This is a genomic window from Helicobacter bilis, from assembly GCF_001999985.1.
GTDB lineage: Bacteria > Campylobacterota > Campylobacteria > Campylobacterales > Helicobacteraceae > Helicobacter_A > Helicobacter_A rappini.
Genome location: NZ_CP019645.1, coordinates 1,354,715 through 1,378,862, shown reverse-complemented (window position 1 = coordinate 1,378,862; position 24,148 = coordinate 1,354,715). Strand labels below are relative to the sequence as shown.

General features: G+C 34.6%; 24 protein-coding genes, 4 tRNA genes and 2 pseudogenes. 13 read left to right on the top strand and 17 right to left on the bottom strand.

Annotated elements, in window-relative coordinates; translation table 11 throughout:
• Positions 1–9: 9 nt before the first annotated feature.
• From XJ32_RS06485 to XJ32_RS12830, 13 genes are all read right to left on the bottom strand, one after another.
• Positions 10–1,350, bottom strand: a complete 1,341-nt coding sequence (locus XJ32_RS06485) for a restriction endonuclease subunit S (RefSeq protein ID WP_077388741.1) — start codon at positions 1,348–1,350, stop codon at positions 10–12.
• Positions 1,351–1,734: a type II toxin-antitoxin system death-on-curing family toxin gene (locus XJ32_RS06480; protein ID WP_077388740.1), complete on the bottom strand. Its 384-nt coding sequence runs from the start codon at positions 1,732–1,734 to the stop codon at positions 1,351–1,353.
• The gene (locus XJ32_RS06475; protein WP_077388739.1) at positions 1,731–1,928 is read right to left on the bottom strand and encodes a hypothetical protein; all 198 of its coding nucleotides are present in this window, start codon (positions 1,926–1,928) and stop codon (positions 1,731–1,733) included. The genes XJ32_RS06480 and XJ32_RS06475 overlap by 4 nt, the downstream gene beginning before the upstream one ends.
• A gap of 48 nt (positions 1,929–1,976) precedes the next feature.
• A complete protein-coding gene (locus tag XJ32_RS06470) occupies positions 1,977–3,899 on the bottom strand; it encodes a type I restriction-modification system subunit M (protein ID WP_077388738.1) in 1,923 nt (640 codons plus the stop codon).
• A gap of 111 nt (positions 3,900–4,010) precedes the next feature.
• Positions 4,011–4,883, bottom strand: a complete 873-nt coding sequence (locus XJ32_RS06465) for a DNA-processing protein DprA (protein WP_155761468.1) — start codon at positions 4,881–4,883, stop codon at positions 4,011–4,013.
• A 285-nt stretch (positions 4,884–5,168) separates the two neighbouring features.
• Complete coding sequence (locus tag XJ32_RS06460; RefSeq protein ID WP_005219299.1) at positions 5,169–5,861, bottom strand: Bax inhibitor-1/YccA family protein; 693 nt, start codon at positions 5,859–5,861, stop codon at positions 5,169–5,171.
• Between the two features lie 214 nt (positions 5,862–6,075).
• A complete protein-coding gene (locus tag XJ32_RS06455) occupies positions 6,076–6,330 on the bottom strand; it encodes an HP0268 family nuclease (RefSeq protein WP_005219298.1) in 255 nt (84 codons plus the stop codon).
• Positions 6,331–6,483: 153 nt separating this feature from the next.
• Positions 6,484–6,560: transfer RNA gene (locus XJ32_RS06450), tRNA-Arg, on the bottom strand.
• A gap of 6 nt (positions 6,561–6,566) precedes the next feature.
• Positions 6,567–6,643, bottom strand: a tRNA-Arg gene (locus tag XJ32_RS06445).
• Positions 6,644–6,686: 43 nt separating this feature from the next.
• Positions 6,687–6,763 (bottom strand) — tRNA-His (locus XJ32_RS06440).
• 32 nt (positions 6,764–6,795) lie between these two features.
• Positions 6,796–6,873, bottom strand: a tRNA-Pro gene (locus XJ32_RS06435).
• Positions 6,874–7,109: 236 nt separating this feature from the next.
• Positions 7,110–8,048: an ATP-grasp fold amidoligase family protein gene (locus XJ32_RS06430; protein WP_254422291.1), complete on the bottom strand. Its 939-nt coding sequence runs from the start codon at positions 8,046–8,048 to the stop codon at positions 7,110–7,112.
• Positions 8,049–8,472: 424 nt separating this feature from the next.
• Positions 8,473–8,832 carry a hypothetical protein gene (locus XJ32_RS12830; protein ID WP_077388736.1) on the bottom strand — a complete coding sequence of 120 codons (360 nt, stop codon included), beginning with the start codon at positions 8,830–8,832 and terminating at the stop codon, positions 8,473–8,475.
• Positions 8,833–9,046: 214 nt separating this feature from the next.
• Here XJ32_RS12830 and XJ32_RS06420 point away from each other — a divergent pair, with 214 nt between their 5' ends.
• Positions 9,047–9,862 (top strand): endonuclease III, encoded by an 816-nt coding sequence (locus XJ32_RS06420; protein WP_077388735.1) that lies wholly within the window; start codon positions 9,047–9,049, stop codon positions 9,860–9,862.
• 161 nt (positions 9,863–10,023) lie between these two features.
• On the opposite strand, the gene mqnF is transcribed toward XJ32_RS06420, so the two are convergent.
• A complete protein-coding gene (gene mqnF / locus XJ32_RS06415) occupies positions 10,024–11,256 on the bottom strand; it encodes an aminofutalosine deaminase family hydrolase (RefSeq protein WP_077388734.1) in 1,233 nt (410 codons plus the stop codon).
• A gap of 205 nt (positions 11,257–11,461) precedes the next feature.
• On the opposite strand from mqnF, the gene XJ32_RS06410 reads away from it, so the two are divergent.
• The 4 genes and pseudogenes from XJ32_RS06410 (at position 11,462) to surE (ending at position 15,581) form a co-directional block, all read left to right on the top strand.
• A complete protein-coding gene (locus tag XJ32_RS06410) occupies positions 11,462–12,382 on the top strand; it encodes a DMT family transporter (protein WP_077388733.1) in 921 nt (306 codons plus the stop codon).
• Between the two features lie 253 nt (positions 12,383–12,635).
• Positions 12,636–13,667 carry an FIST signal transduction protein gene (locus tag XJ32_RS13195; RefSeq protein WP_302475929.1) on the top strand — a complete coding sequence of 344 codons (1,032 nt, stop codon included), beginning with the start codon at positions 12,636–12,638 and terminating at the stop codon, positions 13,665–13,667.
• A gap of 541 nt (positions 13,668–14,208) precedes the next feature.
• Positions 14,209–14,607: pseudogene (locus XJ32_RS13415) on the top strand (methyl-accepting chemotaxis protein); the annotation flags it as partial.
• 122 nt (positions 14,608–14,729) lie between these two features.
• Positions 14,730–15,581, top strand: a complete 852-nt coding sequence (gene surE / locus XJ32_RS06400; RefSeq protein WP_077388732.1) for a 5'/3'-nucleotidase SurE — start codon at positions 14,730–14,732, stop codon at positions 15,579–15,581.
• Between the two features lie 229 nt (positions 15,582–15,810).
• Here surE and XJ32_RS06395 read toward each other — a convergent pair whose 3' ends face one another.
• The 3 genes from XJ32_RS06395 to XJ32_RS06385 all read right to left on the bottom strand — a co-directional run bounded on the left by XJ32_RS06395 (position 15,811) and on the right by XJ32_RS06385 (position 17,069).
• The gene (locus XJ32_RS06395) at positions 15,811–16,125 is read right to left on the bottom strand and encodes a YbdD/YjiX family protein (protein WP_077388731.1); all 315 of its coding nucleotides are present in this window, start codon (positions 16,123–16,125) and stop codon (positions 15,811–15,813) included.
• 62 nt (positions 16,126–16,187) lie between these two features.
• Positions 16,188–16,595 carry a hypothetical protein gene (locus tag XJ32_RS06390; protein ID WP_077388730.1) on the bottom strand — a complete coding sequence of 136 codons (408 nt, stop codon included), beginning with the start codon at positions 16,593–16,595 and terminating at the stop codon, positions 16,188–16,190.
• A gap of 30 nt (positions 16,596–16,625) precedes the next feature.
• A complete protein-coding gene (locus tag XJ32_RS06385; RefSeq protein ID WP_005218966.1) occupies positions 16,626–17,069 on the bottom strand; it encodes a hypothetical protein in 444 nt (147 codons plus the stop codon).
• 389 nt (positions 17,070–17,458) lie between these two features.
• Here XJ32_RS06385 and XJ32_RS06380 point away from each other — a divergent pair, with 389 nt between their 5' ends.
• The 8 genes and pseudogenes from XJ32_RS06380 (at position 17,459) to XJ32_RS06350 (ending at position 24,105) form a co-directional block, all read left to right on the top strand.
• Positions 17,459–18,145, top strand: coding sequence for an endonuclease (locus XJ32_RS06380; protein WP_077390184.1), 687 nt, complete (start codon positions 17,459–17,461; stop codon positions 18,143–18,145).
• A gap of 32 nt (positions 18,146–18,177) precedes the next feature.
• Positions 18,178–19,278, top strand: a complete 1,101-nt coding sequence (locus tag XJ32_RS06375; RefSeq protein WP_077388729.1) for a TnsB C-terminal domain-containing protein — start codon at positions 18,178–18,180, stop codon at positions 19,276–19,278.
• 753 nt (positions 19,279–20,031) lie between these two features.
• On the top strand, positions 20,032–20,328 hold the full coding sequence (locus XJ32_RS06370; RefSeq protein WP_077388728.1) for a hypothetical protein: 297 nt from the start codon (positions 20,032–20,034) through the stop codon (positions 20,326–20,328).
• Positions 20,321–20,923: an SDR family NAD(P)-dependent oxidoreductase gene (locus XJ32_RS12825; protein WP_254422290.1), complete on the top strand. Its 603-nt coding sequence runs from the start codon at positions 20,321–20,323 to the stop codon at positions 20,921–20,923. Before XJ32_RS06370 ends, XJ32_RS12825 begins: the two co-directional genes overlap by 8 nt.
• A gap of 63 nt (positions 20,924–20,986) precedes the next feature.
• Positions 20,987–21,337, top strand: a pseudogene (locus XJ32_RS12820) (SDR family oxidoreductase); the annotation flags it as partial.
• The gene (locus XJ32_RS06360; RefSeq protein WP_077388727.1) at positions 21,330–22,733 is read left to right on the top strand and encodes an ANL family adenylate-forming protein; all 1,404 of its coding nucleotides are present in this window, start codon (positions 21,330–21,332) and stop codon (positions 22,731–22,733) included. The pseudogene XJ32_RS12820 and the gene XJ32_RS06360, both read left to right, overlap by 8 nt.
• A gap of 46 nt (positions 22,734–22,779) precedes the next feature.
• Positions 22,780–23,325: a GNAT family N-acetyltransferase gene (locus XJ32_RS06355; RefSeq protein ID WP_077388726.1), complete on the top strand. Its 546-nt coding sequence runs from the start codon at positions 22,780–22,782 to the stop codon at positions 23,323–23,325.
• Positions 23,326–23,490: 165 nt separating this feature from the next.
• Positions 23,491–24,105: a hypothetical protein gene (locus tag XJ32_RS06350; protein ID WP_005217622.1), complete on the top strand. Its 615-nt coding sequence runs from the start codon at positions 23,491–23,493 to the stop codon at positions 24,103–24,105.
• The last annotated feature ends 43 nt before the right edge of the window (positions 24,106–24,148 follow it).

Sequence of the window (24,148 nt, the reverse complement as noted above, 5' to 3'; positions counted from 1 at the left end):
ACCCCCTTTTTAATTTACTCTTATCCTACCACAAACGGCTTCGTTTATAAGTGTGTTTTTGTATTCTTTCACAAGTTCTATTTGCTTTTTTGTTTTCTCTATAGCTGAATCTATTTGTGCGACTTTGGAATCTAAAAATGCCGCAATTTCTTCTTGCTCTTGTAGTGGGGGTAGGGGGATTTTGAAGTTTTTGATAATATCTTGACTAATATTGGGTTGTCCGCCACCATATGCCATTGAAATAAGGTCTTGTCTTTTTGCAACAAAATAATAAAAAACAAATCTTGTATTCAAATATTTACTTTCACATAAAACACAACACGCCTGATTTGTGCAAGCATCAATTCCTAAAATAGATACTTTCCCTATTGTTGCTCCATACATAGCTATAATCAAAGAGCCTTTGGGGAAAATTTTTAACGCGGAGTGTGCCATCATTGCCTTTTGTGTAATTTTATTTTTGCTATTTGTTAATACAGAATCGTTTAAATCCCCAGAGTTAATCCAAAAAATATTACCATTTTTATAATACTCATCATTGTCGCTTTGTGGTGTCGTTCCACTGCTAATATTTTTATAAATCAATCCACTTCTTACCACTTCCCAGTGGTGTGGAATAAGCCCGAGATATTCTATATCGCTATTTTTAGATTCTATATTTGGATTAAGTCCTTTTGTAGCGGCCTCATTAATTAAGGCTTGTTTTTTCTCTTGTAAAAGTGTGATTAGCTTTTGCTTTTTATCTATATAGTTTTGAATCTTCTCGCACTTAGAATCTAAAAATTCCGCAATCTCTTTTTGCTCTTGTAGTGGCGGTAAGGGGATTTTGAAATTTCCTAATTGTGTCGTTGTAACTCCACCTATAAGACCACTGATATTTGAAAAAAAAGTATTTTTGAAAAAACTTCCTTGAAAAAAATAAAACAATGCTTTTGAGTCCAATTCTTTTGACTTATTACTAATACAACAAAGTTTATTTACAAAACAAACTTCTTGATTCAAAAAAGCTATTTTCTTGCCCGCATTTGCACCTTCTAAGCAAAGCAATGTAGAATTTTTATAAGCTCTTTTAAAGCCTGTATCATCATTTTGTATAAACATACCATTGTTGTAATTTACATCATTAGAATCTAGCCCTATATCTTTTGTGGCAATATAAGGAATAGCATTTTCAACAATACTATATTTGTCCTTATCAGCGTCCTTTATGCTCTCGCCTGTAAAAAGAATGGTTAAATGCTTTAAACGCCTTATCTCCCAACTTTGCGGAATCTCCCCAAGCCATTCTATCCCGCTAGGTTTGTAGGACACTTTGCTACTTTCATAAGGGGATTGAGTATGCTTTTTCATTTAGTTGCCTTTTAGCATAGCACTTAAGATTTGTGCCAACTCATCTTTGCTTATCTCACCACTTGCTACGCTTACAATTACATCTTCTAGCCTTTGGTAGAAATCAGCAGGGAGAGAATCTGGGCGGTTTAGCTTGATAAAGGCTTTTGCTATGTAAAGTGCGGTGCGTTTATTGCCATCTGCAAAGGGGTGGAACTTCACACAAGCAAACATTAAATGGGTAAGCTTATCTATAAAGCTTGGGTAGTAATCATCGTTTTGGATTTGTGTTAGTGCAGAATCTAAAAGGGCGATTTGCTTAGGATTTGCCCCACTTAGTCCGCCTATTTCATTGATAATATCATCGTGCATTATTTGCACTTCTTGTAAGCTTAGATATTTCATTTATCTTTAAGCCTTTCAAACACGGCTTTATTTTCTGGCTTTTTTAAATCTTGTAGCATAGCTTCGCGTAATTGTTGAAAATCATCAGTTTGTGTTTGTGTTTGCTCTATGCTTAAACCCGCCCCCGCCTTATCTGCTAGGGCTTTAAAATCATCTAAAAACTCTTGCTTGACATTTTCTAGTATCAAAGTCATTTTTGCTCCTTTTGTGTAAATTTTAGCACATTATCTTTAAGTCATTTGCTAACATAAAATCTGCTTTAATAAATCCTGCGTTTCTTGCTCTAAGTCTTGTAAGTCTTTATTGATAGATTCTAGGCTTCGTGGGGCTGTGTAGGTATAGAAATATTTGTTAAACAAAATCTCATAGCCTATGTTTAGAGTATCCCACGCTATCCACGAGTTTGGTACATAGGGCTTTACTTCGGTTTCATAGTAGCTTTTTATATCTTGTGTTAGGGGGATTTTCTCTGTGTTGTTTGTCTTATCGCTATCTATGAGTAAATTTTCCTCTGCTTTTTTGAGTTTGACATCAAGGAAGTTTATAAAGTCTTCTTTGCTTGTGAAATCTTGCGGATTTGCCTCTAGCTCCTTAAGCTTTGATACAAGCTCATCTTTTTGCTCTAGGGCTTGAAATTTCTCATCGTTTAGTAAAATTTCTATGCTTTTTGGTCTCTCAATGGTGATTTTAGCATAACCAAACTCGGTGTTATCATAAATTTTACAATCATCATTTTCTTTATTTGCTAAGAAAAGATTTGTAATCTTGTCTATATGCTCTTTTGTCATATTATTTTGCTTTTGCCCTAAGGACTTTTTCATCTTTGTGTAATATGTCTCTTTTGTGGCGTTTATGAGCTGGACTTTGCCTTTTTTAGATTCTGTTTTGTTGTTGGTTAGAATCCATATAAAAGTGGGAATGCCTGTGTTATAAAACATATTTGTAGGCAAGGCGATGATGGCTTCTAGGAGGTCGTTTTCTATGATGTATTTACGGATAGCTACCATACCGCTATCGCTATTAAAAAGTGAGCTGCCATTATGCACGGAGGCTATGCGAGAGCCTACGCCATTATTCTCGCTTGGCTTTTTCATCTTGCTTAGTTGGTTAAGTAAAAACATCATCTGCCCATCGCTTTTACTTGTAATGCCTACCTGAAATCTTGGGTCATTGCAAGTGGTGATTCCGCCCTTTTTGCTGACATCTAATTCTTTTTGGTCTTTTTCCCACGATTTGCCATAAGGGGGATTTGTCAGCATAAAGTCAAATTTTTCGCCGCTTAGCTTATCTTCGCTTAGGGTTGAGCCGTATTTGATATTGTCGGGATTTTCGCCCTTTATCAGCATATCGGCTTTACAAATGGCGTAGGTTTCTGGGTTTATCTCCTGCCCGTAGAGATAAATTGTAGCTTTAGATTGGATAAGCCCTTTTTCATCTGTGATAAACTCTTTAGATTCTGTAAGCATACCGCCACTTCCACACGCATTATCATAGATAGTAAAAGCACCTTTTTGGATTCTATCTTTTATAGGTAAAAAGACTAAATGTGTCATAAGCTCTATAAGCTCTCTGGGCGTGAAATGTTCCCCAGCTTCTTCGTTATTCTCTTCATTAAATCTTCTTATAAGCTCTTCAAAGACATAGCCCATACCAAGATTGCTTAAGCCTTTGTGGATAAGCTCATTTTTATCGTTGAAAATAGGGTGCATAGAGAGATTTATTTTTGCAGAGCAGAATCTCTCTATAACGCCATAAAGAATTTTTGCATCTTCTAGCGTGTCAAGCTGATTTTGAAATTTAAACTTTGTGATAATGTCTTTGATATTTTCACTAAAGCCTTCAAGGTAGTTTTCAAAATTGATTCTAATGTTTTTGGGGTCATCTAAGAGCTTTTTAAGTGTGAAATTTGAGTGGTTATAAAATGTAGCTTCACTTGTTTTGCATAGTAAAGTATTTAGAGTATCTTTGTCTATCTTGTCTTTATGTTTGTTATAGGTTTCTAGGACTTTATCTTTTGTCGGCTCTAGGATAACATCTAGTCGCCTTAAAATCGTCATAGGCAGGATAACATCGCGGTATTTTCCTTTCACATACACATCGCGTAATAAATCATCTGCTACACTCCAAATAAAACTAATGATGGGCTGAAATTGATGGATTTGCATAGATACTCTCTTTTCTTTTTGTGAAATGATAGTAAATAATCACTAAATTGTCTAGCCGTGTATGAGATTTAAGGCTAGATTCTATTATGTTTAGGTCATTCTTAGCATATATTAGCAAGGCACAATATATAAACCATTGCGTTTAATCTTGCCCTCTAGTTCATACGCAAAGACTAAATCTCCAAAAAGTTTTAAGGCATCTTCAAACAATCCATTATTGTATGCAAACTCTAAAAGCGGGTCTTTTATCTCTTGCATATAGGCGATATTGTGAATCTCACAAGCATTTTTTACAAAAGATTCTATATCATAGATACATTGCGCCTTCTGTGCGTGCAGCAACTCTTGTGTGCCGCGACTTTCGTGCAATCTATGGGGCAATACAAAAAGGGGCTTTTGCAGGGTTATGGCTAGATTTGCCGATGAGCTTGAGCCACTTTTTATATCTGCTTGGGGTATGATTATGATATCACTCCATGCAATTATCAAGCGATTTCTCTCTAAAAATGTATGCTTCATGGGCTTATAGGTGCCGCTATATTCGCTTAAAACCAGCCCATTTTGTGCTAGATTATTAATCAAAGTAGCATTTTCTTTGGGATAGATTGCATCAATACCGCAGGGCAAAATAAGAATGGCGTTATTATTCGCGTTTAAATGTGCGATAGAATCAATGCCAATAGCCCCACCGCTAACGATTACAAAGCCTTTTTGTGAAAGCGTGTTTGCTAGTTGTGTAGTCATTTGTTTTGCATATTGATTTGGCGATCTTGTGCCAATGATGGCTACTTTTGGCTTTTTGAGTAGGGATAGATTCCCATGCGCAAAGACTCCATTAAATGCTTTGTATAAATGTTTGCTTTTGAGATTATTTTCTTTTGCCTTATGTATTAAATCGTCAAGTAAAGCGATTTTATCCATTGAGAGATATTTGGCTAACGCACTAGATTCTAAAAATTCACTTTGAGTGATGATTGTGTGCATAAATGTCCTTTATTTATTATATTAGGTTTTACGCATTCGCACACAGCGAGTCCTATCCATTGTTAAGTGTAGAACAAATTTTTGTTACATTGCACCGCAGATAGAGTCTCCATTCAAGAGATTGTTGGAAATCTAACCCCTACATACACTCTGCTTTGCAAGTTACGATAAGTAGGCGATTTTATCCATCACACGGAATCATAGGAAAAATATCCCAAGAGAATCTAAACTTGAAAATATTCCATTGCACTCGACATGGCAACTTCAACAAAAACTTAGATTCTATTAATCCTTATTTGAAAGACCTAATATCTGCAGTAATGCAGTAAAGATATTCAACACATCAAGGTATAAAGAGATAGCCGCCATAATAGGATTATCATAACGACCTCTTACAATATTTTGTGTATCATAAGCGATATACAAACTAAAGATAAGCACTACTGCACTTGCAATTGCAAACTGAAACATAGGGCTTTTGAAAACAAACATATTTAAAAGACCAAATACAAAAATCACAAGCACTGACCAGAATAATGCAGTCCCCATATTTGCCAAATCTTTTTTAGTTTTCAAAGCAAAAATACTCATGATACCAAAAATAATAGTAGTCATAGCAAGAGCTTGAGCTACAATCGCCGAATTTTTCGCCATCACAAACGATAAAAGCGGGACCAAAGCCAAACCACTAATGAAAGCAAATGCGGCAAATACAGCCAGATTAATACCGGGCTTATCTTGCACAAAACCCAGACCAAAAATCAGTGCAAGTTCAAGCACAAAAATTGGAATTCTATATTGTGCAACCAAAACAGGATCATAAAACCCAACCAATGCACCTATTGTCGCTAAAAGCAAACTGCCTGCAAAAAATTTATATGTCGTTTTTACAAAATTCACAAGAGCAGTATCACTATATGAAGATTGATAATCTACTTCTTGTGTATTTTGAGTGTAATTTCTATCATAAATTCCCATAATTTCTCCTCATAATAAAGAATTTGCGAGATTTTAACCAAAAATTATTAACCAAGCAACAAAATGCATTGTTCCACAAAAGCCCAAACTATGTATAATCAAAGTTATTTGACTTTATAAAGTAGTCCCACCCTGCTGGACCATCCTAGATTCTTTGGCATGTAGGGTAAATGAGACACTCATTACCGCATGGCGATATGAAACAACATTTAGCTTATAAAATATGCACTTCGTAAATATAATCCTTTGTATCCATGCTATAACGCAATTCTCGTATAAGCGTGTGATGATTTTTCCCTTTGAAAAAGCTCTCAAGTTTTTTCAAATCTTTTTCCGCATTTTCTCTATCAAGATAAAATATTGCACCTTTGCTACCGCTTTCTTCCACCTTTTTTGCCATTGCTTCAAATGTAATGGTGTTTGCCTTGATATCTGCCTTGAGACTTTCTTTAGCAAGTTTTAGTTCCATGTATATCCTTTTTCATATATTTAAAATGAATGGTATTCTATCTTAATCTTGTTAAGATGTTAGCATTACAGCATAATAAAATTATTACCTCCGCAACGCCACGCAACATGCGAAAAAATACTTTGTATGGTTAATTGAAAATCCAGAAAGAAGTGGTACGCCCAAGAGGATTCGAACCTCTGACCTACGGCTTAGAAGGCCGTTGCTCTATCCAGCTGAGCTATGAGCGCATGAAGTGGTACGCCCAAAGGGAGTCGAACCCCTAACCCCCAGATCCGAAGTCTGGTGCTCTATCCAATTGAGCTATGGACGCATAAAGCTTCGCTTATATTATGCTTTGTAACAATGTAGAAATATGGGGTGGATGATGGGGCTCGAACCCACGACCCTCAGAGCCACAACCTGATGCTCTAACCAACTGAGCTACACCCACCATAGATATCCTGAAATAACTTATAGTGAAAATGGTCGGGGCGAAAGGATTCGAACCTTCGACCCCTTGGTCCCAAACCAAGTACTCTAACCAGACTGAGCTACGCCCCGACACAAAAAAAGAAGTGATTATAAGATATTTTTGCAATAAAGTCAAGATATTTTTATGATTTTAAGTTTAGTTTTGTTTATCATAAAAAAGCATTTCCATCTCGCATAGAGTAAAAAACAAATAAACTATTTTTTATTTCTTTCAACCTGTATGCCTAAACGCATCCATTAGATATGCTTCAATGCATAGATGATAAAGAATTTGCTACATGAAAGTACGATAAAATCCAACAACCTTATTTCCACAACTCCCCTAGTTTTCTATCCCATTCGTTCGGGGTGAATTTGCATGTGCCACCTTCTGGGGTAAAAGTAAGTTCCCCTACAATTACTTTTTGAGGCATAATATATAAATCAACTCTTACAAAACTAAATAGATATGATAACATATTGGCTATCATTACAGATTCTTCCAATATTTTTGGCTTTGGTAGCTCATCTGACAAAATTTTATTATTGTAGCTAAACGGCTGAAAATTCCAGTTTGCATCATAAAAATATCTTGTGCCATAAACATCCATATCGCTCGCTTGTATGTATTTTGTCTCACCAAAAGTAAAAAATCTATACACCAATACATTAATACTTATTGCCGTTGTATCTATATTTGGCAAAAGTATTTGACCCTCTATACCCCTCTCTTGCTCCCCCAACATCTCCTCCGCAAAGATTCTAGGCTCTATATCTTTATAATGCCATTCTCTATAAAGTGTGTAAAAGTTTGTGTTTAAATGATTTGTGAGTTTAGTTATAGCTTCATTAAAGCTTTTAGAATCTTTTAAAAAAGTGTCTTTATCTTTCACTAAGACTACACCACCACAATCGTGATTTGTCTTTAATACAAAGCTTTGTGGAAGTTTAGAGAAATCAATCTCATTAACACTTTTATAGATTCCATAGAGTTTTGGTAAATAAGGGCAAGAGTTTGTATTAAAGAGTTCTTGTGTGAGTGTGTCTATTGGCTTAAAAAGCAAGGAATCTTTAGTAAGAAGTGAGCTTAGATTCTGTGTTGCTTGGTTAGGTATAGGATTTTGTGGTGTGTTTTGTGTGGGTTCTAGATTCTCTAAATTTACTCCCTTGTCTATGCAATTTGGGCGATTGGCTGAATTGTGATGGATAGTCATATCGCTTAGATAACTCCTACCCCCTAAGTCAGCCAAAGTCTCCAAAGCCACAGAACAACTGCTAGAATTTGTAGTTTTGTTTGCGTGCTCTGTTGGTGTGGGTTCTAGATTCTGTGCTGAATTTGGGTGGGCTGCGGGGTTTAGGGTATAATTTTTAGAATCTAGATTCTTGTCATATTTGCAAGTGTGGGCAAGAGCTTCGCTCGTGCGAGTGTGTAAGCACGAAATATCTTTGCTTAAATCTTGTTTGGATTCTAAAGTTTTAGATACTTCACCTAAAGGTTCAGTATGACAAATGGAAGTAGAATTTATACTTTCATTTTCTTTATGTTGTGTTGCTTGTGAAGTTTTATTGCTAGATTCTGTGTTATTTTGATTTGGATTGCAATATTCTTTATTTTGTGTTTGTGGGGTAATAGAAGTTGTTGTGTTTAAAGTAGGATTATTTTGTAAATCTGTGTTGTTTTGATTTAGGCTATATTTGCCCCCCCCCCCCCGTAGTTATATGAGTTATATGATTTGTATGAGAAACTAGAGTATTAGCATCTTTGTTAGAGTCTAGTGTATTGTTAGCATTAAAGTCTTTTAATATTGTTGCTATATAGATTCTAGCTTTGAGTTTATCTGCTAGGGCTGTATATATTGGATTTCTATCAAATAAGATTCTATGAATGATTTTTTCATTAAAGGTTTGTGGATTTTTAAAATCTGGTGTATAGCCAAAGATTTTTTTATGTCTGTATATGAAGTATTCTTCATCACTCATTTTTGATTCTTTCTTTGCTTGATAGTTTTTATACCAAGAAGTTTTTCTTATAAGTTTTCGTAATCCCATGTGTATCCTTTTGTGTTAATTTGTGGTTTTTTGTGAAGTGTGGGGTATTATAGCATAAAAATAATCTCTATATCCTTGTATTACAACATTTTATTCAACCATCCATTTTAACTCACATTGAGATTGCACTACACAGAAACTGGTATATACATTCTCACACAAAGCTTAGTATAATACTCATACAATAAACACAGAAAATAAAAAAGGAAACACTATGTTACCACCTTTTCTACAAAATATAGAGATTAATGATGGATTTGACTTGCTTGTGATTTTACGCCAACATTATAATGTCGGGGATAAGCAAAGCTGGTGGTGGCCTAGCTTCTTGTCTTTGCGTGTAGAAAATGGCATTGAGATAAATGGAGCAGCACAGATTGAGATGGATTTAAGCCTTTGCTTTGCTGCTATTTTAGGACAGAATACAAAGTATGAATATGCTGCTACTAGCCTTAGTAATCTCTACATGTTTTTTTATAATAATCTTACAAAAAACCTAAATGATGATATACATCTATATAGCAATTATCCTAATCCACAACTCACACAAATCGCCCAACCACATTATCAAGATTTGATACTCAAGCAACTTGCAAATCTTTTGCCACAAGATATTATGCCTCTTATTAGAATCTCTGGATTCTATCAGCAAAAAGCAACGCGTTTAGTCGCCCTAGCGAAAAATATTATAAAGGATTTTGAAACTTTTCATAATTTCTCACTACATGTTACAAAAGAGTGGCTTTTATCTCAAAAAGGCATTGGGCTTGAGAGTGCATCAAGTATTTTAAACTATGCGTTAAAAAGAGAAGAAATGGTGGTTGATAGCTATACACAACGCTTACTTGGGCATTGCGGTTTGCTTTTTGATGATTATCACTCAATGCAAGACTTTTTAACACAGAATCTTTATAGGGCAAGTGATTTGTATGGTGATATGCCATTAGCACAAGTTATGGCAAGGTTTCATGGAAAAATCGTTGAATGTAGTAAGCAGTATAAGTTAGCAAAACTTACTTATCTAAGATAAGATTCTATATCGATATACATAACTTAAAATAGTTTCTACTTTTTTGTCATTTTGAGCGTAGCGAAAAATCTTTAAAGTATAGAATCTAAAAAAGATTCTCTACTCTTTTCAAAGACACAATACGATAAACATATAAACCACGCAATATTATTAAAGCATTATCATAAAACATCATTCCCATTTACAAGCAATCTTGCGGCTTGTTTTGCATGCAAGATAAAGCTTTGAGCGATATTATCAAGGCGGTTAAATGGCAATTTAAATAGCACAATATCAGCACATTTTCCTGCTTTAAGACTGCCATTATTTAAACCTAGTGCTTTTGCGCTATTACGCGTGATAGAATAGATTAAATCCTTGCTTAAAGATTCTATATCTTGTGCTTTATCTTGACTAAGTGTCGCAAAAAGTGCGTAACGAATCTCTTCTAAAATATCAACATCAGCATTCGAGCTTTTACCATCAGTAGCAATGATATGATTTAATCCCATTTTGCCTTGCAATAAAAGGTTAGATCTAGGACAAGAGATAATAGACCCTTGTTTTAATAGTCTTTCTTTAAGGTTAGAATCTGCATACAAACAATGCACAAAAAGAGTATGTATATCGCCTAATAAATCTAAAAAGCTATCTATGCTAAAATGTGCCTTTGCATCTTTTACCTGAAAATTCTTTGCATAAAATTCCTTAAAATACCCTGTATTCTCACTAAGCCATTCTAACTCTTGTCTAGATTCTAAAAAATGTGTTGAAAGCAAAAGGTTATAACGCATAGCAAGCTCAACCACATAATGTGCTATTTTTGGATTTATGGAATATGGTGCGTGCAAGGCTAATGCGGGTGTAAATGTAGCATTTTTTAAAGACAAAGTCTTTTCAAGGCGATTTGAGATATTTAGGGCTTGTTGTGTGAAATCACTCTCCATTGCCCCCAACACTTCATGGCAATAAATCACTTTGAGTTTAGAATCTAATAATAACTCTAAATCCAAATCATAGCTACTAATCGCACAGACACTGCCCACGCCACTACGCTTTTGCGTCCTTATAGCCTGCTGCATTGCCTGTGTATTGTGCTTTAGGACTTCACCACGATTTGCCATAACGCTATCAAGCCATATATCAAAATCCCCATAACAAAAACTTGTATCATTCTTGCTAAATTCAAAATGTATATGAGAGTTAATAAAAGCTGGTAGCATAACATGATTTTTATAAAACACAAAATCGCAATTACTATATTTTTGTCTCAATGAATTAAAATCGCCAACTTCTTTAATCATACCAGAATCAATGATAATACCACCATGTTCTACAACCTCCCATACTTCATCGCAAGGGAGCATTATGCTTGTGCCTATGAGTTTCATATCTGTCCTTATTATTTTAAACATTAGAATCTTTTGTATTATAGCAATAAGTATTCTTTCTTAACAGCATATAGATTTTTTGCATACTAATTTTAACAAGCTTTATGCAATACATGTAAATTCCATGAGATTATCTTGTAGGAAACAAGCTAAAAACATTGATGAGACATAGAATCTAAGCTTTAGCTATATTTGCTATAATTAGGGCTTTGTTTAGATAAGGATTATTATGCGTCAAAGTGCTATGAGCGGCATTTTATTCATGTTTGCTGCTTCACTTACTTTTTCTTTAATGAATGCGTGTGTTAAGCTTTTAGATTCCATGTCTTCTATGGAGCTTATATTTTTTCGTCATGTTTTCACGGTGGTTTGTATAGGTATTTGGTGGTGTTTTTATCCACCTTTTAAGCCAGATTCTAAACCACGCAAAAAAGGTGGCTATTTGAGATTACTTATGCGTTCTCTTACAGGTGGATTAGCTATGCTTGCTATGTTTTATAATATCGCTACTATCTCGCTTGGGACTGCTTCAGCCTTTGCACAGACTATGCCTATTTATATTGTGTTATTTACACTGCTTTTTACAAAAGAGCATGTGAGATTACCCATCATATTAGCAACGATGATAGGCTTTGTTGGGGTGATTTGTATCTGTGATATACGCACTGAAAGTCTAGGGATTGATAATATTATTGCAGGTATTATTAATGGAATCATGATGGCATTAGCTTATATGAGTTTAAAGGACTTGAAAGAATATTTTAATGAATCAAGTATGATTATGGGCTTTGCCATGACTATGGTTGTCGTTGGTGGGGTGTTTATGTTTATTGAGATTCCACATTTATCTGGCTTTAGCATACCAAATGTGCGTGAATGGATAGGTATCCTTATCTTAGGGATACTTGGGACTTTAGGACAAATGTTTCTAACAAGGGCTTTCATACTAGCCCCTGCTGGGCTTATATCCCCGCTTGATTATATGCGTATTGTATGGGGTGTGATTTTTGGAGTAATGCTTGGAGATTCTCTGCCTAATATGATGACATTAAGCGGCATTACACTCATTATCATATCTGGTGTTTTGATAGCTATGCCTGTGTTTTTACAAGACTATAAAAAGTATAAAAACAAGAGTCTAAAACCTTAGACTTTGAGTGGTGCTTTATGTATTTTATCTTTAATGTAAAAAATAGTAACTCTTTATTTTATCATTTATATAAAAAATACACAATGTAATCTATATTAATGCAAAAGATTGTTAAAATTCTGTTTTGTTATAGAATTAGTAATTGGGGTGCAAAATTTAGATTCTACAAAGTTATAATAAGCATAGTTTCATAGAATCTAATTGAATAAACAATATACAAGATTCTAAGTTTTATGATGATAAAAGGAAAACTATGTTTGGTTTTAGAAAAAAACAACAAAAAGAGCAAATTACAACACATATAGTAAGCCTATATCTTAAAAGTCATGAGATAGAAGAAAGGCTTAATAATCTCACCATTCAGCCAAAATTAGCCATTGGCTATCTTATGCCAAATATGGATTTTGCAAGTATTGCAAATAAGATAAAACAGACATTACCACATGATTGCGTTGTGATTTTAGCAAGTTCATCTGGGCTTTTATGCAGTCAAGATGAGCTAAAAACATGTGATAAATTTTATGGTAATGATATGGAGGGTGATGGTGTTGCTATCATGCTTTTTGCCGAAGGTATGATAGAGCATATACATGTGCATACGCTGCCCCTGCATAAAGATTCTGCTGATATAAATGCACAAATCTCACAGCTTGAAAGTGAAGTAAGAAAGGTGAACTTACCCTTTAAAGCCACGCATACAGATACGCTAGGGTATGTGCTTGTTGATGGGCTTAGTGGTAGTGAGAGCTTCTTGATGGAAGCGATTTATAATGCAGGTAAATTGCCATGTTTTTATGTGGGTGGAAGTGCTGGTGGAAAGCTTGATTTCAAAAACACCTACATTTATAATAACACGAGCGTTGTGCAAAATGTAGCGGTGCTAACCTATGTCAAATTGCGTGAAAGTTATCGTTTTGGAATCTTTAAAACACAAAATTTTGCACCTACAAATACACATTTTGTAGTGCTTGATGCTGATATGAAAACACGCGTTATTACAGATTTTTTAGACACAAAAACCTATACGCAAGTAAATGCCCTGCAAGCCCTTGCCACACATTTTAACTGCCCTGTTGAAAAAGTCCCAACTTATATGCAAGAATACACATTTGGTGTAAAAATACAAGATGAAATCTATGTGCGTTCAGTAGCAAATTTTGATATAGAAAATGGCAAAATATGTCTTTATTGCGATGTTGATAAGGGAGAAGAGATTCTGCTTTTAAAAAGAACTGACTTTATAGAATCTACAAAAAAAAGATTACGAAGAGTTTGCAAGAAATAAGCCAAAACCGCTTGGTGCGATATTTAATGATTGTATTTTAAGGCGACTAAACAATACGCAAAGACTTTCTTCATTGCAAATTTTTAATGATTTTCCTGTAGTTGGGTTCTCAACTTTTGGAGAATTGCTTGGTGTGAATATCAATGAAACTCTAAGTGCTATATTTTTCTATAAGCAAGAAAATGGCGTATTCAGTGATGTCCTTGTAGATTCTTTCCATAGACAATACGCACAATATAAAACATATTTTATTACTAAGAAAATGCGTAAATTAGAACTTATTAATAATATCAATCAAAAAATGCTAAGTCAGCTAAAAGCAAGTGTGCCGACATTCAAAAGCGTATCTGATACTCTAGCCCATGTTGCAGAAGACTTTAAATGTGTAGAAAATAATCTTGATGATGTAAATATGAGCTTTGATAGCTTTGTAAGCGGTTTAACTTCTGCTATGGATAGAAATAGCGAAAATATGAATCTAGAAGATTATATTAAAAGCCTTTTGTCTGGCATTGATGACTTAAATAGAATCTTAGATATTATCGCAGGTATTGCAGACCAAACGAATTTATTAGCATTAAATGCAGCGATTGAAGCAGCAAGGGCAGGAGAGCATGGCAGAGGCTTTGCAGTCGTAGCCGATGAGGTGAGAAGTCTAGCTGAAAGGACACAAAAAAGTCTCGTTGATACAAACACTTCGGTAAAATCAGTTATTGAAAATGTGCAAACTATCGATCAATGTGTGAAAAATACAAATCAAGGCATGTGTGATATTCAAGAACAATCTCACAGCATATCAAGCACAATTACAGAACTTATAAATAACGGCAAGGCAATATCAACTATGATAGCCCAAAAATCACAAATAGGTGATGATCTTGACAGAGAACTAGAACACATAGCAGTGTATGAGCGTATTTTGGAAATGCTTTATAAATAATCTTAAAAAACATTACCCATATAAAGCTTAGATTCTGTTACATTAACATAGCCTTATTTGCTATTTGATAACGATAAAATAAGATATAATACGCCCTTTAAACAATAAATTAAGGTAAATTTATGAAAAAAACAATTTTTTTAACAAATGATGATGGCTATTTTAGTCAAGGCTTGATTGCCCTGCGTAACGCTTTAAGTGATATTGCACGCGTTGTGGTCGTAGCCCCAGCCCATGAAAAGTCAGCATGCGGTCATGGTTTATGTGTGAGTAAGCCTCTGCAACTTATAGAATTGGAAAAAGATTTCTACAAGCTTGATGATGGCAGTCCAACTGATTGCGTGTATGTTGGCTTGTGTGAGCTTTTTTCTAACACAAAACCAGATTTGCTTATATCAGGGATTAATATCGGTGCAAATTTGGGCGAAGATACAACATATTCTGGCACGGTCGCAGGTGCAATGGAGGGGGCATTGCATGGGATACAAAGTATTGCCATTTCACAATGTATTAACGACAAACATGGCGAAGACAATAAACTAGCAAATCGTGATTTCACACTAGCCCTTGATACAATAAAGCAACTCTCATTTGATATATTGCATAATAACTATACGATTGGACACAGAAAACTACTCAATATCAACATTCCTGCAATCTCAAAAGATGAATGCAAGGGCATTAAAGCTACACAGCTTGGATATAGAATCTATAATTCAAAAGCACAAGTCATGCAAAACCCACGCGGACAGAAATACCACTGGATAGGCTTAAATCCATTGCAATGGCAAGAAAGAGATAATGCGGATAATCCATACTTAAAAGATAATTTTTACACTCGTAAAGATATGAAAATAATAAGTGATTTTTCCGCAGTAGCAAATAACTATATATCTATTACGCCTATGCAGCTTGATATGACAGATTATGCATGTATGCAATCTTTGCATTCATATTGCGTGGAGAAAGAATAAGTTTTTGTGTTAGGTGATTCATTAATAGAATCTTATGCCGCAATATTAGCTTAATGTGAAACATTTGAATTGCATGTTTGTATAGGATTATAAAAAGTATTAAATATAGACACATTGTAAGTTTAGGTAAAAAGCGGATACTTTTTTGCTTGGTTTCATTAATCTATATCACTTGTTGTCTCATATAAATAAACTTTCGGGCAACAAATGCTTATGCAGACATTTTTCTCTAGCAACATTTTTTAGCACCATCTCTACTATATCTCTTATTTTGAGAATCCATGAAAAATTCTTTGCGTGTTTTTGGTGTGCAGTGTGGATGATATTTTTTATGATAGTCTAAATATTTTTCATAGCTTGGCAATCCAACTAAGAGATGAAAAAATCTTTCAGAATCTTTATACCATCTAAAGCAAAACTGAAAAAGAGATAATACAATATCTTCTTGCTGTTTCTCTTTGTATTCTCCGTGTAATGAATCTTGACCTAGTGAATCTTGTGTATTTATCGCATTAGGTGTTTTTTGTGTGTCTTTTGATTCCATGCTAATCCTTTTTGTATGGCTAAGTCATTCTAGCACATTTCACAAGGCATGTCAATAACTGCTTAACGCACATCAGCCCGAAGCGTTACTATGCTAAACATTGCACCACTTTTGCATTGAAAATACTTGGTAATGCGTTTTGGGCTATTATTTAAATAGCTTTCTATGTTTCCCACTTTTGTGCCACCAAGTAGTAAAGCTTGAGTTTGTAAATCCTTTAATGCGGAGAAAAAGAGCATAGAACAAACTTCTTTAGAATCTTTAAATACATGAGAAGCCATTTTATTTGCGATAATACCTTGCTTTCTTAAGATAGAGCGCTTTGGATTCTTACTGAATTGCAATGTGATATTTTTATGTAGCTTACTTATACTTTGGGATTTTTTGAGATTTGGTAGCGGTATGTCCTGTGTATCTGCATAAAGTGGATAAAACATTATGCAAAACAAAAGCACAAAACAAACTTTCATTGAAAACCTTGCTAGAGAAAGCCTACTACTCTATGAAGCCATCATGATTCCAGCATGTACATAGTTGATATTGTAGAGCTTATTTACAAGCTGACTGATAAGCCCTTTCATCTCCATGCTTAACTGCTCGTTACGCAATAATTTATTAAACGCTTCAAAGTTAATGTCTTCGCTTGTTTTAGCGATATAACCTGCTGCGATTAAATCCTGACTATTAAGAATATTTTCACCACGCAATACATTTGCCATTGCCATAAAGCTTGAAGCGTCCTTAAATCCCCCTTGTATAGAATCCCCTAGTCCTTCAATCTTTTGCAAATATTCCGATTTTACAAACACATCTTGTGGCAAATAGTTTTCATCTGCACTTATTGGAATATAGCGATTCCTTGAGCCATGATGAATGTCGATTCCTTGCTGATTATGCACGCTGTCTGTATATCTTTTTTGTAAAACATTCTGTGAAACTTGCATTTGAAATCCTTTCAAAATAGATTTATAGGCTTTTAAGCAAAAAGGATTCCAAAATTAAAATATGTAAAAATATAGACATTTTAGTGTGTCAAATGGGTGAGATTTTATGTGTTTAAATACTCTGAATTGCTGGTCTAACATGATGAATAAAAGCGAATCTAGATTCTGTAAATTTTGCACCCACCCAGATTTGGTAGAGAATCTAGAATCTTAGAATATTTATAGCCTTGAGTAAATTGTGCGATTTTAAAGTGTGATTTTTAGAATCTTTTGGTGTTGTAGTCAATGTTTTGCAACAAGTTTTATATGTTTTATAAAAATATGAAAGGTATTTTGTGCGTAGATTAAAAACTATAAGTATTGCTTCTCTACTAACCTTATTTGCTTACTTGCTTTTTGATGGATTAAAGCCACCGCAAACATTCCGCGAAACTAAAGAGATATTGACAAAAATATGGGAATCTAAAGGCTTTACAACGGAGTTTTATTGCAAAGCACCCTTTCAAATCACAGATAATGGTATAAAGCCAATAGAATCTCCACACTACACCCCCAGAAAGCCACTCACAAAGAAAAAGACAATTAATGAACGCACACAAAATATTGAGTTTGAGCATATCATGCCAGCCCATAACTTTGGACATCATCTCCCATGTTGGCAAAAAGGCGGCAGAAAAGCATGCAGGGATGATAAAACCTTTAATCTCATGGAAGCAGACCCAAGAAACCTTGTCCCAGCAATCGGCGAAATAAATGCAGACAGAAGCAACTTTAGATACGCAGAAGCCCCACGATATATAGTCTATAATCAATATGGAAATTGCAAGGTTTATACTGACTTTAAAGCAAAGAGATTCTATCCAGCAAACTATTCTAAAGGGCTTATCGCCCGCACATATCTTTACATGAGTGAAACTTATAATATCCGCTTAAGCGATCAAGAGAGAAAACTCATGGAAGCATGGGACAAAATGTATCCAAAAGATGAGTATGAAAAAGCAAGGGATAGCGCCATCGCTCAAATACCTTTATGGAAAATGTTTTATAAAGCACAGAGTCTGATCACAAGATTATAGAATCTTGGCAGAAAAGATATGTTTTAATCTCTTTGGTAGATACATATAGCCGTGTAGTTAGCTTTCATATCAGTGATACTGAAAATAGTCTAGGTGTGGCTAGGGCTGTGGCTAAATATATCCTTAAATATGGTAAGCCAAAAGTTATTAAAGGGGATAATGGAAAAGCCTTTCTATCCAAATACACTAAAGCTGTTATGGAAAACTTAGATATAGAGTATAAGAATGTAAGGGCTTATAGTGGGTGGTTAAAACCTTATGTAGAAAATACTTTTAGGGCATTGCAAGATAGGATTATCTCTTGGGGTAAAGGCTATATTGGACATAATGTAGCTCAAAGACAAGCAATAGAGTTTTTCTTTAGTAAAAAAGAGAGAAGACTTAAAAAAGGGGCTTTAACAAACTTAAAAGAGCTAGATAGCTTTGAATCTATGCTTTATGCGATAGACACATATACAGATACACTGCTTAATAATCGCTATCTAGATTCACTAGGCATGACTCCAACAGAGGCTTATAATCAAAAAGCAAATGAAGCAGTGGCTATGAATGAGTATGAACTCATTATGAAGCTATCGCCTAGCGTAAAAAGAAAAGTGAATAAAAAGGGCATTATGCATGGGGGAGTGTGGTATCAAAGCATTCAAGCGTTTAACTATGACTCTGTAATCATTCGTGCAAACATCAATAATACACAAGAGTTGTTTATCTATGATGAAAAAGGGGTGTTTGTAGATATAGCTACTCGCATAGGCTTTGATGGTGTGAGTGCAGAGAGTGCAAAAATGGCTGAAAAAATATCGCTTAAACGCATAAAGGCAGCTAAGAAAGATATGCAGGCAGCAAAAGATAGTCAATATGCAAACTTGCAGGGCTTAATAGAGAGTGCTGCAAGTAATGCACCAAGAACAATAAAGCCTTGTGTGCCTAAAATCAATAATGTAGACATTGTATCTGCAAAGCTAAAGAGTGAGGCAAATAAGGCTATTAGTGGTGGGGATGTAGTGAATCTAGTGGAGTTGCAGGAAAATGAGGTAAAGGGTGAAGTTAAAAGGGATTTGAGTTTTTATAATGCGGTAACCAAAAATAAAATAATTATAAAACATAATGTTTTATTGCAAAGTCTCTATTGATTGCTACAATTCTTTTGTTTTAATCTAAAAAAGGTTATACATTTTTTAAATTATTAAACTATGTTTTATGTGCTTAAAAGGTATATAAAACTACACAATAAAGGCTTATAAATTCCATTAAGTAGAGAATGTAAAATTAAAGTATTGTTTGCTTATGTAATTTTAATTTGTATCAAAGCTTAAGTAATTTGTAATTTTGTATTGCTTAGTTTGTCACACTTTGTAAAGTGAAAAAGTAATATATAATCACTATATAAAAATCATATAAAAAGACTTAGATTTTAAGTTATGATGTAAGGGTATTTTAAAAAACAGGAAAGAAATAAAACTTTAAAACCTTATTCATACAACACAATCAAAACTGAAATCTTTAGAATATGTATTATTTTACTTGTGATTTTTTGATTTAATCTTAAAAGGTTATACAGAATTATAACAGGGCTTTTTTGCTTAGTGTTTAGAGTATCGGTTTTAGGGTGTTTGGAGTTAAAAAAGTTTAATATTTTATAAGTGATAACTAAAAATCCTTACTTTATATGAAAACTCTTAACCCACATGCCCTACAAAAACATAGAATCATCTCTATTTTAAGCGCTACTTGTTGTCATAAAATATTAAAAATGTTACTTTTATCTACACAAAACTAAAATAATTTCGCTTTTTTTACAAAAAAAAAAAAACGATTTTGCATATATTATAATGCAAATCTACATGTAAAAATATTTTTTATCGACACTACTTAAGGAACACAAAATGCAAACACAAATCCAATCATTAATCTATAAATCTCTCCAATCTCTAGCAGATGAACTAGAAAATGAGAATCTAAAAAATCCAACGCTTGAAACAAAAATCTATGGGATTGAGGGCAATTTAGATTCTCTAGCCCTTGTAAGCTTTATTGCTGACTTAGAGGAAATGCTAGCGGATGAACTCAATCTCAATCTTGTCCTAGCTGATGAAAAGACAATGAGCGGAAGAAACTCGCCATTTAAAGATGTCGCTACCTTAAGTGCCTATATCCTAGAAAAGAGCAAAGCAAATGCCTAGAGTTATACTTATCACAGGGACACGCAAGGGCATAGGCAGGGATTTAAGCGAGTATTACTTAAATAAAGGCGATATTGTATGTGGTTGCTCACGGACACAAAGCAATTTGGAGCATAAAAATTATAGGCATTTTACCCTTGATGTGTGTGATGAAAATGCGGTTGTAAATATGGTAAGGGCTGTGAAAAAGGAATTTGGCACAATTGATGTTTTGCTGAATAATGCAGGTATTGCCCCTATGAATCATATCCTTACTACACCACTAAAAACTATGCAAAATATCTTTAACACAAATGTATTTGGTAGCTTTCTTTTCTTACGAGAAGTCTCAAAGGTTATGGTGCAAAATTATAAAAAGCGTATAAAGGATTTAGAATCTAAGGGGCTAGATTCTAAAAATAATGCGAAAAATGCTATTGCGGAAGCGGTTTGTGATGATTTTAAAGAATCTGCAATCTTAGATTCTAACAATAAGGATTCTACTGCGGAAGGATTTTTGAGTGATTTTAGTGGTTTTACTAAAGAAAGCATAGCTTTTGGAGCGAAAGGTGAAGGGAGTTTATTAAACATAAATGACCGAGCCTTGAGCGAATAATCCGCCAAAAGCACCACTTGTGCGAAGCACCAGTCCAAACCTGCAAAAAAGCCGACGCAAACAACGCAAATGCCCTACCGCATCGTAAATTTCGCCACCATCGCCACCCCCTTACGCCTAGAGGGTGAAGCCGCCTATGCCGCCTCAAAAGCCGCACTAGTCAATCTCACACAAGTATGTGCTAAGGAATTAAGCGAGTTTGGTATCACCATAAATGCCATTGGTCCTACACCTGTGCCAACGGATTTAATCAAAAATGTCCCTAAAGCAAAAATGGACGCCCTTTTAAACCAACAAGCCATCAAACGATTTGGTGAGTTTAGAGATGTGCTAAATGCCATTGAGTTTTTCTTAAATGAAAAGAGTGATTTTATCACCGCACAAGTGATTTACCTTGGAGGCGTGAATGCGTAGTAATTCTTATAATTTCACGCACCCATTTTTACGCAAGATTGAGGGTTTTGAGCAAGATTCTATATGTCTTATTGCACAATCTCAAAGCCACACTTATGGGGAGCTTTTAGATTCTATATGCAATGCTCTAAATTTGCTAAATGACATAAAGGCAAACAGTGTCATTGGCATTATCGGCGATTATGATTTAAAGACTTTAGCCTTTTTCCTAGCGTGTGTAGAAAAGGGGTTTATTATCACACCGCTATCTGCTTCACTTGCCCCAAAAGATTCCATATTCTCTCCTATGCTTCAATCTTATATCAAAGAAGGGCAAATAGACTATCTTTTCTATAATAACACCTTGCATTCTACGCATAGCACAGACAAAAAACACAGCATTATTGCTTCCCTGCAGGCAAATCACACAAGCGGATTAATCCTTTTTTCAAGCGGTAGCACGGGCAAACCTAAAGCCATAGTGCATAATCTAAACACCTTGCTTCAAGGTTTTTTAGAGAAAAAGCCAAAGCGTATAAATATCTTATTATTCCTTATGTTTGATCATATAGGTGGGCTAAATACGCTTTTTAATGTGCTAAGTCTGGGGGCGTGTGGCATTACTCTAAAAAATCGCAAAGATATGCAAGAGATTGCAAAAAGTATTCAAGATTACAAAATCGCCCTTTTACCCGCTAGTCCTAGTTTGCTTCATCTCTTTTTGCTCTCAAACCCAACGCAGCTTTATGATTTAAGCTCACTAAGGCTTATTACCTATGGCACGGAAAAAATGTCAGATTCTCTTTTAGCAAAGCTTAAAAACGCTTTTCCAAAAGTGCGATTTCATCAAACATTTGGAGCAAGTGAGATAGGTATCACGCAGACTACAACAAAGGATAATTTTATTCGCCTTGATAATATGGAATATAAGATTGTAAATAACGAGCTTTTTATCAAATCCCACACAAACGCACTAGGCTATCTTAATAGTGATAATAGTGTGTTTGATAATGAAGGCTATTTTGCAACAGGGGATTTAGTAGAAGTAAAAAATATTAATGGGGAAGAGTATATAAAAATCATAGGCAGGGCAAAAGAAGTTATAAATGTAGGTGGAGAAAAGGTTATCCCACAAGAAGTTGAAGGGGTGCTATTACAAATTCCATTTATAAGTGATTGTGTTGTATATGGGGAATCTAATGCTATTACAGGGCAAAGTGTGAGTGTAAAGGTGGTGCTAGATTCTGAAAAAATAGAAGAGGTAGAATCTCAATCTCACGCTACTTCAAACTTAGCGCTAAAAAAACATATCCGCACTTTTTGCAAAGACAAACTCGCCTCCTTTAAGATCCCAAGTAAAGTAAGCATTGTGGAATCTTTAGAAATGAATGAGAGATTTAAGAGAATAAAAATATAACGTGGAATTGGTTATTCTATAACACTAAGAAATAGAAAGGAAAACTATGGCACAAATAATTCGAGAAGAAGAATTGCAAGGAAAATATGTAAATTTACGCGAGATTACTTTGGCTGATGCGGCATTTGTCGTTGCGCTTCGTTGTAGTCCAAAGGCAAAGTTTTTAAATCCAACTAAAAATGATGTGGATTTGCAAGAGCAATACATTGAAAACTATTTTAAAAAGAATGATGAATGGTATTTCATTGTAGAAGACAAGCAAGGCAAGGCACTTGGGACGATTAGGATTCACAACGCACATGATGGTGAGTTTGGCTCTATTAGCTGGATTATGTCAGATGATGCTAAGCAAGAGCAAACCCTAGAAGGCAAATACCTTTTAAAGCATTATGCCTATCATGTCTTAGGATTCAATAAAGATTGCTTTGAAGTGCGTAAAGCAAATAAAAAAGTCGTGCAATATCACAAGTTTTGTGGATCACGCATTGTTGGGGAAACCGATATAGATTATCTTTTTGAGCTTACAAAAGATGAGTTTGATTCCAATAAACATAAACTTTTAGACCTTATGGAGATTTACGCTAAAAATTAGTTTCTTGTGTGTTAAACTGCGTAGCTATCATGGTAAAAATGTTTTTACCAACTAGATTCTAAAGACTTTTTAAGACCGCATGATTCAAATAGCCAAACAATACTAAGTAAAGCCAATGATAATGCTATAATACACAATCTCAATTTATGATTTAAGGAATAGCACATGATTATATTCAGTAGTTTTGATAATGACAAAAAGTTTATGCAAGTAAAAAGGCTTAGTGATTGTGATACTTTAGAAGCTGATAGCTATGCGTTTATATGTATAAAACATGCGGACAAAGAAATGTTAGAATCTTATTTTACGCTTGGCAAAGAACTATATAAACATAATATCCCTTATGCCGTGTTGCTTGATAGCCCGGCTGTGCTTCAGTATTGTGGTCATACTAAAACAGAAGATGGTTCGTCAAAGTGGGAAAAACATATATATCGATATAGAGGCGATATTGCTTATACAGACGATGGGGAGTATAAAAGTGAAGATATAAGTAGCCTTTTACCACTTCGAACACTACTTTTTATGTTTGCAAAGCATGGTGCAAGTTTTTTTATACTTGATAAGCAAAACTACGATTTTTTACCTGCGGCACAAACATGGATAGATCATTATTTACTTGATATAAAGCTTTTAGGACTCGTAGATTCTTATATGGAGATTGAAAATATTGCTTCGTGGTCTACATATCATGACTTTATGTACAACTTCTTAAAAAATTCCAACAAATACATTGGCATTGATGGTGTAGTAGAAAGAAGTTTGCTTGTTTTTAAATAAACAACTGGGTTGCAGGTCTATTCTACCATAAAGACTCCCTTAA